The sequence below is a fragment of the Kineococcus deserti genome, assembly GCF_050871945.1.
In the GTDB taxonomy this organism is placed as follows: Bacteria; Actinomycetota; Actinomycetes; order Actinomycetales; family Kineococcaceae; genus Kineococcus.
This window is the reverse complement of sequence record NZ_JBJLSI010000029.1, coordinates 27,776-42,408: the sequence shown is the minus strand read 5'-3', so window position 1 is coordinate 42,408 and position 14,633 is coordinate 27,776. Positions and strand designations below refer to the sequence as shown.

13 protein-coding genes are annotated in these 14,633 nt (G+C 72.7%); 7 read left to right on the top strand and 6 right to left on the bottom strand.

The features are described 5' to 3' along the window. Positions 1–133: 133 nt before the first annotated feature. Positions 134–526 (top strand): hypothetical protein, encoded by a 393-nt coding sequence (locus tag ACRYR2_RS19160; RefSeq protein ID WP_432564478.1) that lies wholly within the window; start codon positions 134–136, stop codon positions 524–526. Positions 527–1,155: 629 nt separating this feature from the next. Next, positions 1,156–1,488 carry a hypothetical protein gene (locus tag ACRYR2_RS19155; RefSeq protein WP_432564477.1) on the top strand — a complete coding sequence of 111 codons (333 nt, stop codon included), beginning with the start codon at positions 1,156–1,158 and terminating at the stop codon, positions 1,486–1,488. A 287-nt stretch (positions 1,489–1,775) separates the two neighbouring features. Here the strand turns inward: ACRYR2_RS19155 and ACRYR2_RS19150 are convergent, their stop codons facing one another. Together ACRYR2_RS19150 and ACRYR2_RS19145 are read right to left on the bottom strand one after the other, a co-directional pair. Then, complete coding sequence (locus ACRYR2_RS19150) at positions 1,776–2,723, bottom strand: SDR family oxidoreductase (RefSeq protein ID WP_432564476.1); 948 nt, start codon at positions 2,721–2,723, stop codon at positions 1,776–1,778. A gap of 38 nt (positions 2,724–2,761) precedes the next feature. After that, complete coding sequence (locus tag ACRYR2_RS19145; protein WP_432564475.1) at positions 2,762–3,523, bottom strand: DUF3159 domain-containing protein; 762 nt, start codon at positions 3,521–3,523, stop codon at positions 2,762–2,764. 242 nt (positions 3,524–3,765) lie between these two features. Here ACRYR2_RS19145 and ACRYR2_RS19140 point away from each other — a divergent pair, with 242 nt between their 5' ends. Further along, a complete protein-coding gene (locus ACRYR2_RS19140) occupies positions 3,766–4,605 on the top strand; it encodes a helix-turn-helix transcriptional regulator (RefSeq protein WP_432564474.1) in 840 nt (279 codons plus the stop codon). Positions 4,606–4,931: 326 nt separating this feature from the next. Here ACRYR2_RS19140 and ACRYR2_RS19135 read toward each other — a convergent pair whose 3' ends face one another. Beyond that, positions 4,932–5,690: an SDR family oxidoreductase gene (locus ACRYR2_RS19135; protein WP_432564473.1), complete on the bottom strand. Its 759-nt coding sequence runs from the start codon at positions 5,688–5,690 to the stop codon at positions 4,932–4,934. Positions 5,691–5,844: 154 nt separating this feature from the next. On the opposite strand from ACRYR2_RS19135, the gene ACRYR2_RS19130 reads away from it, so the two are divergent. The 3 genes from ACRYR2_RS19130 (at position 5,845) to ACRYR2_RS19120 (ending at position 8,373) form a co-directional block, all read left to right on the top strand. Continuing rightward, a complete protein-coding gene (locus ACRYR2_RS19130; RefSeq protein WP_432564472.1) occupies positions 5,845–6,738 on the top strand; it encodes a helix-turn-helix domain-containing protein in 894 nt (297 codons plus the stop codon). A gap of 241 nt (positions 6,739–6,979) precedes the next feature. Then, positions 6,980–7,726, top strand: a complete 747-nt coding sequence (locus ACRYR2_RS19125) for a hypothetical protein (protein WP_432564471.1) — start codon at positions 6,980–6,982, stop codon at positions 7,724–7,726. Positions 7,727–7,782: 56 nt separating this feature from the next. Beyond that, positions 7,783–8,373, top strand: a complete 591-nt coding sequence (locus tag ACRYR2_RS19120; RefSeq protein ID WP_432564470.1) for a GNAT family N-acetyltransferase — start codon at positions 7,783–7,785, stop codon at positions 8,371–8,373. 99 nt (positions 8,374–8,472) lie between these two features. Here ACRYR2_RS19120 and ACRYR2_RS19115 read toward each other — a convergent pair whose 3' ends face one another. Continuing rightward, on the bottom strand, positions 8,473–9,300 hold the full coding sequence (locus tag ACRYR2_RS19115) for a hypothetical protein (protein ID WP_432564469.1): 828 nt from the start codon (positions 9,298–9,300) through the stop codon (positions 8,473–8,475). A 314-nt stretch (positions 9,301–9,614) separates the two neighbouring features. On the opposite strand from ACRYR2_RS19115, the gene ACRYR2_RS19110 reads away from it, so the two are divergent. Beyond that, positions 9,615–10,013: a RidA family protein gene (locus ACRYR2_RS19110; RefSeq protein WP_432564468.1), complete on the top strand. Its 399-nt coding sequence runs from the start codon at positions 9,615–9,617 to the stop codon at positions 10,011–10,013. A gap of 1,729 nt (positions 10,014–11,742) precedes the next feature. Here ACRYR2_RS19110 and ACRYR2_RS19105 read toward each other — a convergent pair. Continuing rightward, complete coding sequence (locus ACRYR2_RS19105) at positions 11,743–11,910, bottom strand: hypothetical protein (protein ID WP_432564467.1); 168 nt, start codon at positions 11,908–11,910, stop codon at positions 11,743–11,745. Between the two features lie 526 nt (positions 11,911–12,436). Beyond that, the gene (locus tag ACRYR2_RS19100) at positions 12,437–14,347 is read right to left on the bottom strand and encodes a putative bifunctional diguanylate cyclase/phosphodiesterase (RefSeq protein ID WP_432564466.1); all 1,911 of its coding nucleotides are present in this window, start codon (positions 14,345–14,347) and stop codon (positions 12,437–12,439) included. Positions 14,348–14,633 lie beyond the last annotated feature (286 nt).

Here is a 14,633-nt window from a genome sequence, read left to right as displayed (position 1 = left end):
GCCATCGGATGACGTCGGCGGCTGGACCCGATCGAGGGGGAGCGTGAGCGTGAGCCGACGACGCTGGAGACCGGTGGCTCTTGCTGCGGTTCTCACGGTCGGTGGGTGCGGTGCCCCGCCGTTCGAGGAGATGGTGCCCGCCCTCGCGCAGCCGCAGGCCGAGCAGGACCGGCTGCCGACCCCCGAGGGCAGCGCGAGGATCGACGTCGTCGATGCCGAGTCGACCAGGTACCTGGGAGGCACGCAGGTGGCTGAGTACTGGGTGGGGCTCGACGGCGAGGAGATCTGCCTGGTCCAGTCACTGCGCGGGACCGGGACCGTGGGGATCTCCTGCGCGGACGCTGAGGTGTTCAGGCAGTCCGGCGTCTGGGTGAGCACCACCTCCCTGGACGTGTCGGCCACGGGGCTCCTGGTCCCGGAGGGGTTCGACGTGGCCGACGCCGCAGTGGAGGAGGAATGGGTGATCGTGAGCGACAACCTGGCGGCTCCGGCGGAGGAGGGGCAGGCGCCGGCCTCGCCTGGGTGACCTCCCCAGCCGTTCCTCAGCTGGATCACGTCGGTCCGTGCGAGGTGCCGCGGTCCCTCGTCGTGGTGCCGCCCGAGGTGCTCGGTCACGGCGAGGATCGTCGAGACGAGCTGGTCGAGCAGGCGGAGATCGGGGGCACCTGCTGACCCCTCCCACGCTCGGCGCGCCGTCAGCGGATGTTCGGCCAGCCGCCCCGGCGGAGACGCCAGCCACGTGAGGAGCAGCGCGACCGCAGTCAGGCACGCAGCCAGCACCAGGAGAGGCAGGACGTCGTCCACCCCTCACCGTGGGCCGCAGACCAAGCGGTGACGCCGGGAATGCTGCTGCCCGTCCTCGGCTTGTAGAGGGTGGTCGATCCGCTGCACGTCCCCGGGCCTCACCTTCAGCCGCCTCGAGCGGCCTCTCGCCGAGAGGCGACTGCCGGGTCGACCACCAGACGTCCACGGCCGCCGGGCTGAACAGCCCGGCGGCCGTCGTGCGTCCGGTGGTCATCGGGTGGGTCCGCACGAGCGGTCCGCGACGATCGAGGTCCTCGATCGCACCGAGCAGGTCCCACGGGTGCCGTCGAGGGCGCGAACGACCTCGGCAAGCACCTGACCCAGCCCCTGATCGTCGACGGCGAAGAGGTCGTGGACGTCCCGGCGGAACTGTCGGCCCGGGCGCGGGTGTTCTCCTCCACTTCCTGGCTCCACGGCCAGGGCCGCGAGACCGGCGCCGCCGAGGCGCACTCCACCGCCGTCGTCACGCTGCGCCTGCTGGCCGACCGTCGCGACGAGCTCGGGGTCCGGCGGACCGAGACGGTGAACCGGGTTCACCAGCTGCTACCGGAGTTGGTGCCGGGCGGGGCGAAGACGTTCCTGTCCGCAGCACGAGCCGGAGCGCTGGTGGCGACGGTGCGTCCGCGGGACGTGGCCGGTCGAACCCGACGAGCTGATCCGGGCCGCGGACAGGGAACTCGCTGAACTCACTGTCGCCCGGTGTGGCGGTCGCGGACGGCGGCGACCAGGACAGCGTCGCGCTCGGCGACGCCACCGGCGGAGTCGGGGACGCCGGGTCCGCCCAGCACCGGGGACGGGTCGGACGGCCCCCTCGACCGTGACCTGCTCGACGCGCACAGCCGAGCGGAGGAACCGGCGGCAGCAACTACCTGGGCAGTGCTGACCGCCTCGGGATCCTCCTGTCCCGCAGCGACCCCCGCGGGTCCGGAGCGTCAGTCCGTCGTCGGGGAGGCCGTCCGCGACCGGCGGGGTCAGGCCGCCGCGGCGGCGAACGGAACTCCGGTCAGTTCCTGGGACACCCGCCAGACGCGTTCGGCCTCGCCGGCCTCGCGCAGCGGTCGGAACAAGGCGTGCTCGGCGGGGCCGCCGCCGAGGTGGCCCGGTCCCTTGGGGCCGTACAGCCGCCTGCCGTGGGCGTGCGCTGAGGTGGCGGCCAGCAGCGCGGGGAGCTGGGCGCTGTCGACGGTTCCCACCAGGACTCCGGCGCGCGAGAGGCGGCGGATCACGGCGATCTGCGGGGTGTCGCGGTCCCGTCCCAGTTCAGGGCGCGCGCCCAGCAGACTGGTGGGGGCGACGCCGGGGTGGGACAGGTTGCTGGTGATGCCCCAGCCACCGGCCCGGCTGCGGCGGTCCAGTTCCAGGGCGAACAAGCCCAAGGCGATCTTGGACTGGCTGTAGGCGCGCATGCCGTCGTAGGAGGACTCCCAGTTCACATCGCCCCAGTTCATCGATCCGCTGCGGGCGGCCACGCTGATCTGGGAGGTGACCCGGGCCCGCCCCGCGGACAGCAGCGGCAGCAGGTGCGCGACCAGGGCGACGTGGCCGAGGTGGTTGGTGCCCAACTGCAGCTCGAACCCGTCGACGGTGAGCCGGCGTTCCGGCGGGGTCATGACGCCGGCGTTGTTCACCAGCAGGTGGATCGGGGCACCCTCACCGCGCAACTGCCGCCCGAGGGTGGCCACCGACTGCAGGGACGACAGGTCCAGGTCGCGCAACGAGACGTCGGCGGTGGGGTGGTCGCTGCGGATGCGGGCCAGCGCCGCCTGGCCCTTGGACCGGTTGCGGACGGGGAGGAGGACTTCGGCGCCGGCCCCGGCGAGCCGGCTGGCGATGCCCAGGCCGATGCCGTCGCTGGCGCCGGTGACGACGGCGCGCTTGCCGGACAGGTCGGGCAGGGGCAGGTGGTGGGTTCGGGGCATGGTGTGCGCTCCTGGTCGTGTCGGTCGTGTCGAGGGGATCAGTGCTGGACGGCGGTCGGGCTGGGGAACGGGACCGGGGTCCGGGTCGTGGAGGTCACCCGGCGGGCGACGACGAGGGTGACCGCGAAGTGGGCGGCGAACGCGGAGGTCGACAGGACCTGGATCGCGGCCAGGGCGGCGGGCTGGTCGGCGAGGTAGAACCCGACCCGGCCGAGCAGGTTCGCCACGGCCATGGCCAGGCCGATCACCGAACTGAGGAGGTACAGGCGGCGCAGAGGGCGGTGCTGCCACCAGTTCCGAGGACCGCCGGCGAGCCGGTTGACCACCAGACCCATCAAGGGCCGTCCCGCAGCCAGCGAGACGGTGTGGGCCAGGACGAAGACGACGGGCAGGACCGTGGTGGGCAGGAAGAACGCGCGGGCCTCGCCGGCCACGGCCGCCACCGCCGCGCAGATCCCGGCGACCAGCAGGCCGGCGAGGGCGGCCCCGGGGGATTCGCGGCGGGCCAGTCGCACGACGCAGGCGAGGCCCGCGGTGACACCCAGGGCCACGAAGGCCGTCCCGAGCCCGGCGGCGGCATCGGCGACCACGAAGGCGGTGGCCGGCGCTGCGGTCGCGGCCAGGCCGACCGGCCCGCCGACGCGTTCGAGCATCCGGTGCGCTGCGGATCGCGCTGCGGACCGCTGCTCCGGCTCGGGCAACCCCAGGGCCCTGCGGGTCCTGGCGCTGACGCCGATCGGCGCACTGCGCGGTTCGGCCGGTTCCTGCGGCGGTGTGTCGGCGGCCGGTCGGTCAGTCATCGTTCCTCCTCGGTCGATGGGGTGCGATCAGCCTCGGGGCACCCGTCGGCCCCATCCAGGACCTGCCGATCCGTCCCTGAGGAGGACCCGGTCGTGACGGCTGTTCGGTTCCGCGTCCCGATCGAGTTCACGGGGACGGATCCCGGGGACGATGCCGGGCGCGAAGGGGGGATCGACAGGCCGTGGTTCCTGGCGGGGCAGGCACGATAGGAACAGAACCACCGGACGAAGGGGAGTGGGCCGTGATCGACCGACCGGGGCTGGCGGCGTTCCTGCGGCGCCGGCGCGAGGTGCTGCAACCGGGGGACGTCGGCCTGCCGCGAGGACCGCGGCGGAGGACCGCCGGGCTGCGCCGCGAGGAGGTGGCGGCGTTGTGCCACATGTCCACCGACTACTACGCCCGGCTGGAACGGGAGCGCGGCCCGCAGCCTTCGGAGCAGATGATCGCCTCCATCGCCCAGGGCCTGCACCTGAGCCTGGACGAGCGCGACCACCTGTTCCGTCTCGCCGGGCACCACCCGCCTACGCGCGGTGTGCTCAGCGACCACGTCAGCCCGGGCCTGCTGCGGATCCTGGACCGCCTGGTGGACACCCCGGCCGAGGTCGTCACCGAACTGGGCGAGACGCTGCGCCAGACCCCGCTGGGTGTCGCGCTCACCGGAGACGCCAGCGGCTACACCGGCCCGGCGCGCAGCTCGGGGTACCGGTGGTTCACCGATCCCGGCAGCCGGGCGTTGTACCGGAGCCAGGACCACGCGTTCCTGTCCCGGTTGTACGCCTCGCACCTGCGCCAGGTCGTCACGGTGCGCGGCCCGCAGTCCCGGGCGGCGCACCTGGCCGATCTGGCCCTGGAGCGCAGTGAGGAGCTGCGGCGCCTCTGGGACGCACACGAGGTCGGTCTGCGCCCGCAGGACGTCAAGCACTTCGTGCACCCGCAGGTCGGTGCGCTGGAGCTGCACTGCCAGACGTTGCTGGATCCGCAGCAGTCGCACTTGCTGCTCGTCTACACCGCGGTGCCAGGCAGCGAGAGCTACGAGAAGTTGCAGCTGCTGTCCGTCCTGGGGGCGCAGACGCTCGGCTGACTCCGCTCCTGGTCCGACTCCGCCCTGGTCCGACCTCGCTCCTGATCGGGGCCCATGGTCCGGACGCCCGCCGGGAACTGGCCCGTGAACCCGTCCGGCTCGGGTGGGCGCAGGCGTGGGAGTTTCCTCCTCACCGCCGCCCGGCTGGGGCCCGCACCTGTTCAGCGCCCCGGGAGCGCCCTGCACCACCCGGTTCGCCGGCAGCAGTTGCCGTCAGGCGCGTTCACGACCTGCGGTCGTCGACCGTCTGGTCGGGGTGCGCTCCGGTGGGCGACCCGGGCGTCGTGGACCAGCCGATCGCCGCGGTGGGCTCGATGTCGTGGTGTTCAGCGGCCGGGCAGGGTGCTCAGCGCCTGGGAACGTTGCTGCAGGAGGTCGGCGTAGGTGCCGTCGCGTTCGGCCCACCGCAGTCGCCGGGCGGCCTGGACCACCACCTCGTTCGGGGTGGGGTCGGTGGTGAGGAGGTCGAGGACCTCGTCGAGGTAACCCTCCAGCGGCAGGGCGGCGGGGTTGACCTTCTCCTGCCCGGCGGTGGCGACCGCGGGCGGGACGAGTTCGGTGACCGTCACGCCGGTGCCGGCCAGCTGTGCGCGCAGCGCCTCGGTGTAGGCGTGCACCCCGGCCTTGGCCGCGCCGTAGCTGGGCATGAGGGGGAAGGGCAGGAAGGCGATGCCGGAGGTGACGGTGATGACGTCACCGCGCCCGCGGGTGAGCAGGTGGGGGGTGAAGGCGTCCAGGACGCGGATGGTCCCCAGCAGGTTCACCGCGATGGTGGTCTGCGCGGCGTCGAAGTGGGCGGGGTCGCGCAGGTCCTCGGAGAGCATGACTCCCGACATGGTCACCACCACGTCGAGGTCGGGGTGCGTCGCGAGGACTTCGTCGCGGGCGTGCGTGAGGTTGGCGGGGTCGGTGACGTCGATCCGCACCGCTTCGACGGTCCCGGCGCTGACGAGGTCGGCGACCTTGCCGGTGTCGCGGCCGGCGACGACGACGGTGCTGCCGGCGGCGCTGAAGCGCTGGGCCAGCCCGCGGCCGATGCCGGAGGTGCCGCCGACGATGAGGACGGTGCGCCCGCTGATGTCCATGGCTGTCTCTTCCCTGGTGTGTCCGGTGGTGCCTGGCCAGGTTCGACCGCGGGGAGCGGCGACGGGGAGGTTCCGCGGATCCGGGGAGTGGCAGGACCCCCTCTGCGGCACCGGTGCGCAGCGTGGCGGGTTGAGGCGTGGTTAGCGTGGTCGGGTGGGAACGGAACCGACGAACCAGCTGGGCCAGTACCTGCGCGCCCGCCGGGCCCTGGTCACCCCCGAGCAGTCGGGTCTGCCCGCCGGGTCCCGGCGCCGGGTGCCGGGTCTGCGCCGGGAGGAGGTCGCGCTGCTGGCCGGGGTGAGCGCGGACTACTACCTGCGGCTCGAACGTGGTCGTGACCGCAACCCCTCCGCGCAGGTGCTGCAGGCGCTGGCGCGGGTCCTGCACCTGGACGACGTCGAGACGCAGTACCTGCACGACCTGGCGCGACCCGCCTCCCGTGCGCGTACCGCCGCCCGGCATCGGCGCGCCGAACGCGTTCCGGCCCGGCTGCACGACCTGCTGGCGGCGGTGGGAGTTCCCGCTTTCGTCGAGAGCCGGGCCTTCGACGTGCTGGCCTCCAACCCGCTGGCCCTCGCGCTCTCACCGCGGTTGGCGCCGGGTGGGAACCGGTTGCGGTCCCTCTTCCTCGACCCCGCCGAGCGTGACTTCCACCGGGACTGGGAGGCGGCGACCGCGGAGTTCGTCGGAGCCTTCCGCCAGTCGATCGCGATCCCCGCCACCGGCCTCGCCGACGGGGACGGTGGCGATCCCCACGGCGTCGCCCACGATTCCCGCGTCGCGGAACTGGTCGGGGAGCTGTCGCTGGCCAGCGGACGTTTCCGGGCCCTGTGGGACCGTCACGACGTGCGCCGGTTGCGGGGCGGGACGACCCTGGTCGACCATCCCGTCGTCGGTGAACTGAAGCTGCACCGCGACAAGTTCCCCGTCGAAGGGCTCCTCCTCGTCCTGTACTACCCGGATGCGGGTGGCGACAGTGCCGAGAAGTTGCAGCTGTTGGCCTCGTGGGCGGCGACGACCACCGAGGACGCACCGCCCGGCACCTGACCGGCGGGTGGGAGTGCGCGTGAGTTGTCGCGCAACCCAGGTCTTGACACCTCCTGTGATCAGCGACGTCCTCGGGATGCGGTGGGCGCGCCGTCAGGAGGGGCTGAGGAGGTGACGTGCCGGGCGTCTTCGGCCTGCTCCACCTGCCTCTTGCGGAAAGGGAGGTGAGTCCGGTGATCCGGATGACCGGGAGATCGTCGGGTCCCTGGCGGTGCGGGCCTGCGGACGCCACAGTGGGTGGATGAGGCGTGAAGGGCTGGGCGACCTGCGGCAGTTGCCCGACGACGTCAGCGCAGCGGACTGGGTCGTGGCCGCGGTGCGCAACGTCGACCACACGGTCGGCTCGCTGGTGCCGCCGGTGTTCGAGGCCTACGCGCGCGTCTTCCACCCCGCCGCCCGCCAGGACGCGTCCGGAGGGGACGTCGAGGTCAGCTGGGCGCAGGTCGCTGCGGCCAACGGCCGGCTGGCGCACGCCGGGATGGAGTGGGTGGCCATCACCGGTTCCTGGAAGTACCACCACGGCGACACCCAGCCGGGGGTGTGGGACGCCGAACCGGACGAGGGCAGCCTGCCCGCGGCGCAGGGCGAGGCGCTCGTGCAGGTGCTGAGGCGGTTCACCACGACGCCGCAGGAGTGCTTCTACGCGGTGTGGGAGGGCTACGGGTCCTCGGTGCTGGCGCCGGTCTCGCGGACGGTGCCGATGCCGCAGCGGCAGATGGTGCTGCTGACCGGGCCACTGGCGCAGGCGGGGCGGGTGTCGATGGAGACGGAACCGGTGGAGCAGAGTCCGAGCCTGTGGTGGCCGGCGGACCGGGTGTGGTGTGTGGCCACCGACGTGGACCTGATGAGCACCTACGTCGGCGGTAGCCGGGCGTGCATCGACGCTGTGCTGGCCGCGCCGGGTGTGGAGGCCTGGGAGGTGCGCGACGGTCAGGGCGTGACCTACGACAGTGACGCGGTGAACCTCGTCCCGCCGCTGCCGCAGTGACCACCACAGCGCCCGGAGTTCGAACAGTTCCGCGGTCGAGCTGACACCCTCGACCGGTGACCGGAACCGACCAGGAGATGCCCGCACCGTTGGACGCGCTGTCGTGGCCGGTGCGTACCGCCCGCTTGAGCATCCGGCGTGTCAGGCCCGCTGACGAGGAGGCGATGTGGGCCTACCGACGTCTGGAGGAGGTCAGTCGGTGGGGCTCGTGGCGCCCTGCTGACCGAGCGGACTGGCGAGGCATCTTCAGCGCGCGGCTGCGCGATCTCCTCGTCGTCGAACTCGAGGGCCGCGTGGTGGGTGACGTGATGGTCAAGGTGGAGGACGGCTGGGCCCAGCGCGAGGTGCGTGACCGGGCGCGTGGGGTGCAGGCCGAGCTGGGCTGGGCGCTGGATCCGGCCGTCGGTGGGCACGGCTACGCCAGCGAAGCGGTGCGCGAGGTGCTGCGAGTGTGTTTCGAGGACCTGCGGCTGCGGCGGGTGACGGCCAACGCCTTCGCCGCCAACGAGGCCTCGTGCCGGTTGGCCGAGCGCGTGGGCATGCGCCGCGAGCTGTACGCGGTCGCTGACTCCCTGCACCGCGACCTGGGCTGGGTCGACGAGGTCGGCTACGCCCTGCTGGCGCAGGAGTGGACCGCGAACCGTTGAGCGTGGTCGGCGCCAGCACCGCGGGAGCTTGACCCGCTTCTCCGGGCACCGTGGTCATGATCGATCCGTCCGGGAGACCGGATCGCGCCGCGGTCGAGGTCAGGAGCCGGTGCTCAGGAGCGATGCCAGGTGGTGCGCCCGGGCTGAGACCTGGTCGGCTCGGGCTCGCTGGCGTTCGGCCATGACCCGCAACTGTGCCGCGTCCTGCTCGTCGTCCTCGCGCACCGCCAGCTGCTCGTACAGCGTGCTGCAGTGCTCCAGCGTCAAGGCCAGCTGCTCGCACGCTGCGATGGCGGCGGTGGCCATCTGTTGCCGCTCCCGCTCCTGCTCTCGGCTTGCCGCCTGCTGGGCCTCCTGCTGCTCGCGCAGCCGCGTTGAGCGCTGGCGGTCGTCCCGGGAGTAGAAGCGCTCGTCGGCGGAGTAGTCCCGGTCACCGCCGGCGTGGCGGCGGTCCCGGTCGGCGGCCTCGCGGTCGGCGAAGGCCGCGCGCCGGTCCTGGGCGGCCGCGCGCCGGTCGGAGCGGGCCTGCTCCCGGTCAGCCTGCGAGACGGTGGTGTCCTCCCCGCGCGCACGGCGGCCGGTGTCCGCCTGCTCACCGGCCGCGTCGCGCTCGTCGGCGGCGGCGTCACGTTCGAAGGCGGCGAGGTCGCGGTCCAAGGCTGCGGAGTTGCGCTCGGTGGCGCGGTCGTCACGTTCGTCGGCGACGGTGTCGCGGTCGGTGGCCGAGTCGTCACGGTCCTCGGCCAGCTGGTCGAAGCCGGCCAGGGTGCGTACCCGTGCCTGCGTCAGGTCGGGCTGACCGGCCAGCTCCTGCCAGTGCTCCTCCAGCGCCTGCCAGCGGGTGGTGTACCGCTTCCAGCGGTCTTCCAGCAGGTGCTGCCACTCGTTCTCGGTGCGCGGTGACTGTGGTTCTTGCCGTTGCTGCATGCCTCTGTCGTACTCCCTGGCACGGCTCGCGCCCAGTCCTGCGCCTTCCCGGTACGCCTCCCGTCGCAGCGGCGCGGACGACACGACAGCGACAGGTGAGGGCCTCGCGGACGTCCGGGCCGGCGCCAGGACCACGACGTGGTGCCTCACCCTGGCGTTCACCCACTGGTGCACTCCACCGTTGGGTCCCAGTGGGCGGAGCTGCCGACCTGCTGTGGGCGTTCGCGGTTCCTCGGCCGTGCCGCGGCGCTGGTGACGTTGTGCCCGCGTGGCGGACTCCGGCTGCGCGGGTAGTGGCTGGCACCCTCGTGATCATGACTAGCCGCAAGGAGACCTTCGTCTTCGATCCCGCCGACGGCGTTCCGCCCCAGGTCGGCCCGTTCGCGCACGCCACTCGCCTGGGGGATCTGGTGTTCGTCACCGGGCAGATGCCCACCGATCCCGCCACCGGCCGCCTGGTCGACGGCGGGATCGCCGAGCAGGCCGAGCAGGTGCGGGCCAACCTCGTCGCCGTTCTGGCGCAGTGCGGGCTCACCTTCGACGACGCTCTGCAGGTCCGCGTCTACCTGCGGTACTTCGATGAGCACTTCGAGCAGTTCAACGAGCGCTACCGGAGCTGGTTCGAGGGTCCGTTGCCGGCCCGTACGACCGTCGGGGTGACGGGCTTGGCGGTCGGCGCGCTCGTCGAGATCGACGTGATCGCGGGCAGGTAGCCGGGCTGTGGCCGTCGCCGGTTCGTGAGCGACGTCGCGTGAGGTGCTGAGGGAGGAGGCGGTACTGAGCCGTCGAACCCCCGGACGGTCGGGCTCGCGGCCCTTGTCGTCGTGGCGGGGGCTGTCGTCCCCGACGGCGCCGGTGGGCCGCTGCCGCAGGTGGCCGCCGCGCGCGCCCGTCGGTGACAGCGGCCGATGCGGAGGGCTCACGTGTCGACGACCGGGGCGGAGCGGGGCGGGGTCGGGTGAGGGTGCCGTCTTCGTGTCCTGACCGGCTCTTCTCGAGTGGAAGGGGCACCAGCGGGGAGGGTTTGCTGCGCGCGCCGATCGGAGGAGAACACCGACGTTCGCACCTGTTGGGCGGAATCCGCTCACGTGCCCCAGGCGTGGCCTGCGGTACAGGCCCAGCCGCACAGCGACGAGGACTGCGGGCGCCGAGGCGGACGAGTTTCGCTGGGCCGTCGCGAGGCGGAGCCCTGAGGGGGAGCCGCCAGGTGACCGGGGTGCCGATGCCCGCGCCGATCAGCGGCCGGCACTCGCCCTCGGATTCCAGTTGCCGTTCGCGCTCTCATCGAGCCATCCGCGAACCCTCATGTGCGACCCGTGCTCGAACCCGACCGACGCTGGAGGGGTCACTTCTCACCAGTCGGCGCCACCGCGTGCCGCTCGTCGAGTCCGAGACATCGGCACGAGCCGCTCACGCGCGGCCTGACCGCCCCTGCCGGTGGGAGTCGACGAGACCGGGGCAGACCCCCGTGGACGGCTGCGGACGCGCATCGATCGTCGTGGTGACCGGGATCGCTCTTGCTGGCAGCATCGTGCTGTGCCTCGCAGACGAGGGGTGTCCGGGGGCCGGGTGGCCAGGAGTGGTCCACCGCCCGATCCACCGCGAGCTCGGAGCCGAGGCCGAGGGCAAGGGCGGAACCGGGGGCGTGGGAGGGGCTGGGAGGCGCCGGCGTTCACGGTCGCCGCGCTGATCGTCATGGGAGCTTCGTTCTCCTGGTCGCCCTGGCGCGAGCAGGCTCAGGCATCGCGTCCGCCGGGCGTGGAGGTTCGCGATTGCGACCTCGCCGAGGTCAGTGTGGTGCAGTTCAGCGCTCGGCTGCGCCAGTTGCGGGACGGGTCGCCGGGTGGGGTGTCGCTGCAGTCCCCGACCGCTGCGGTGAGTTCCTTGTCGGATGTGGTGCTGAGGACTCGTGCAGTGGGTGCGGTAGCGGTTCAGCAGGTAGGGCGGGATGTAGCGGTGGTGATGGCTCCGTGTGAGGCGGTGGCAGTGGAGGTGGGGCTCTCGGTGCCGCGCACTGCTGCGGGCGAGGAAGACCAGCCGGTTGTGGGGGTCGCGATGCAGGCGGAGCCGCAACGGTTGCACGCCGGGGACGCGAGTTTGTACCTCAGCGCACCTTCCCAGGTGCCGTGCCAGGGCGGCGGTGCGTGCGGGACCTGGACGGGCTGGTACGTGACGCTGGAGTCGGCCGGCTCTGGGGAGACGCGTTTCTCGGTGCCGGTGCGGTGGGGTGGGCGAAGTCGTGTTGCGGCTGGTGCGGGTGGTTGGGGTGTTCTCGACGTCGCGGTCTGGGTCATGGGCGGTGAACGCGGTGGGCAACAGCGGCCGCCCAACGCGGCGCACGCCGAGGCCGGACGTCCGGCACCCTGAGGTGGCGACGAACCACGAGTCGGTCGGTCGGCGCCTGAGTTCGCGCCGGATTCCTCGTCCGTTCTGCCAGGTGGGTCACCGGTCGCGCTCGAAGAAGTCCCGCGCATCGTGCAGCCCGGTGAAGTTCTCGGCCGGATCGTTGATGCCGGTGCGGTCGTCGTTGACCAGCCGGCGGGCGAAGTAGTCGGCCTGCACCGCCCAGCGCACCCGTAGCAGAACGTCCACTCCGGTGGCGATCTCCACGGCGGGCTGGTGGCGGTACGCGCGTAGGCGTCTCGCGGGTGGGTTCGGGCGCTCCGGGGGGGATGCCGGCGTCCTGGACGCGCTCGGCGGCGCTCAAACCCCGGACGAAGGCTTCACGCTGCTGGAGTGCGACGAGCTTGGCCACCCACCGCCGAGGGGGGTGGGCCCTGGTGCTCGTCACCGTCCAGGTGGTGGAGTTCATGCCGCCGGGCAGGGGGTCGACCGTCCCCGGTCCCAGGTTCCAGTGCGTCCGGACGGCGTCGTGCACGGCCTGCTGACGCGCGGGCAGGTCGCGGTGGCCGGCATCGCTCACTTCGCGGACGCCATCGGCATCACCACTTCGATCCCACCGGTTCGTCGGCTCGTCGACGTCCAGGAACTCCCCGCTCGTGGTCGTTCCGTGAAGCCGGTCGCGGCAGCGGCCCGTGGTTCCAGCGCCCCCGCGTCGCTGGCCGAGGCCTCGCCGCAGCGGGCTGCTCGCTGGTGCGACGGGCCGGGCCGAGCGTTCGCCTCCTCGAGGCAGCGGTCATCGAGCAGACTCAGCCGGCGCGCTCTGTCCGGGGGTGGTTGAAGCCTTCGGCGTCAGCCGAGCGCCCGCCGCGTGCACGGCGGCCGGTAGGTCGACGGCGGGCACTGCTTCGGCGAAGTACCAGCCCTGTGCGGCTGCGCAGCCGGCGGCGCGCAGCTGCTCGGCCTGGTAGGCCTCCTCCACGCCTTCAGCCACCACCGACATGCCCAGTGCGCCGGCCAAGGACAGGACCGCCAGCACCAGCGCCCGATCGCGAGGGGAGCGGGACATGCCGGCGACGAAGGCGCGGTCCACCTTCACGACGTCGAAGGGCAGCTCCTGCAGCTGGGACAGCGAGGAGTAGCCGGTGCCGAAGTCGTCCAGCAGCAGGCTCACGCCCAGCTCGCGCAGGCTGTGCAGCACCTGCGGGGCGCCGCCCTTGACGACGGCGGTCTCGGTCAGCTCCAGGCCGAGGTCGGCGGCGCGCAAGTCGAACTGCGTCAAGAGGTGGGTGACCCGCTCGGGCAGGGCGTGGCTGAGCTGGTGGGCACTGACGTTGACGGCGACCTGGAAGTCGTCACCGACCACCCCGCGAGCGCGCCAGTCGGCCAGATCGCCCAGCGCCCGCTGCAGCACCCAATCGCCCAGGGCGGAAACGAGCCCGGCGTCCTCGGCGACGGGGATGAACTCGTCGGGTCCTACCGCGCCCAGTTCGACGCTGCTCCAGCGCAGCAGCGCTTCGGCGCCGATGACGCGGCCGGCGCGCGGACCGCCCAAGGCGATGACCGGTTGGTAGTGCACCGCCAGCTCCTGGCGCTGCACGGCCTGCTGCAGCCCCTGCTCCAGCAGCAGCAGGCGCTGGGCGCGGGCGGCGACGTCGGCGGAGAAGACCTGGAAGGTGCCCGGGCCGCGGCGCTTGGACTCGTACATGGCGGCGTCGGCGTCCCGCAGCAGGGTGCGCGGCGTCGCCCCGTCCTCGGCGAGGGCGACGCCTGTGCTGCCGCTGACGTGCAGGGTGCGCTCACCGACCAGGACCGGCTCGGCCCACACCCGGTCGAAGCGGGCGGCCACGTCGGCGGGATCCAGGGCGCCGCCGGGGTCTTCGCAGACGACGGCGAACTCGTCTCCGCCCAGACGGGCCAGGACGTCGTCGGGTCCGAGCACCGCCAGCATTCGTGGCACCACCTGCTGCAGCAGGGCGTCGCCGCTCTCGTGGCCGAAGGTGTCGTTGACGTGCTTGAAGCGGTCCAGGTCGATCAGCAGGACGGCGACCGTGCCGCCGCGGGCTGCGCGGCGGACCAGAGCCGCGTGGGTGGCGGCGTGCAGCAGGCGGCGGTTGGGCAGTCCGGTGAGCGGGTCCTGGGTGGCGCTGCGGCGCAGCCGGGTGGTCATGCGGGCGGTGAGCATGCTGGTGATGACCACGGTGGCGGCGAAGATCACGATGCTGACCGCTGTGGTGCCCGGGTCTCCGGGCACTGCGGTGGAGGCCGCGATCAGGGCGGTGCACGCGACGGCGACGTGCATCCAGCGGGCGCGGGGGGAGGAGATTCCGGCGTAGGGGGCGGTCCACAGCAGGAACAGCAGCAGCGGACCACCCGGTCCGCGGGCGCGGGCGTAGGCGATCGCGATGAGCACCTGCGCGGAGACGATGCACACGTGCGAAACGGCGGTGAGGGTCCGCGAGGACAGCCGCAGGACGCTGACGATCCCCATGACCGCGCCGGCGACGATCGCGGTGGCACCGCAGGCGACCACGGACGCTCGGGTCGTCGGTGGCAGGGCTACGAGGGCGAAGAGCCAGGCCAGGACGCCGCCGAGGACGTACTGCAGGCCGAGCACGCGGGCCAGGGTGCGGCGGGCGAAGACGTCGTCGGCCACTTCGGAGGCCACCAGCGGCGCCAGCGCACGCCACATCCGCGCCAAGCGCACGAGCCGTCCCCTTCCCCCCGCCGCACCGCAGCGGCGACACCCTTGCCTTCCTCGCTGGCTCAACCGGGAGGCGAGGGAACTGCATCTGCGTTCGCTGGCGAATCAGCCAGGAGGCTTACACATACCACTCTCAGCCGGAGGAGTCGTCACGGAGCGCGCTGATGCGCCTACCAACCGCAGCGTCCCTGCCGAGCGCGAGGTCGACGTCTCGTCCAGCTGTGAGGCGGGCAGCGGGTGCGGCCAGCAGGAGCCCTGCGCTCGGTCACAACCCGGTACCCGCAGGGTT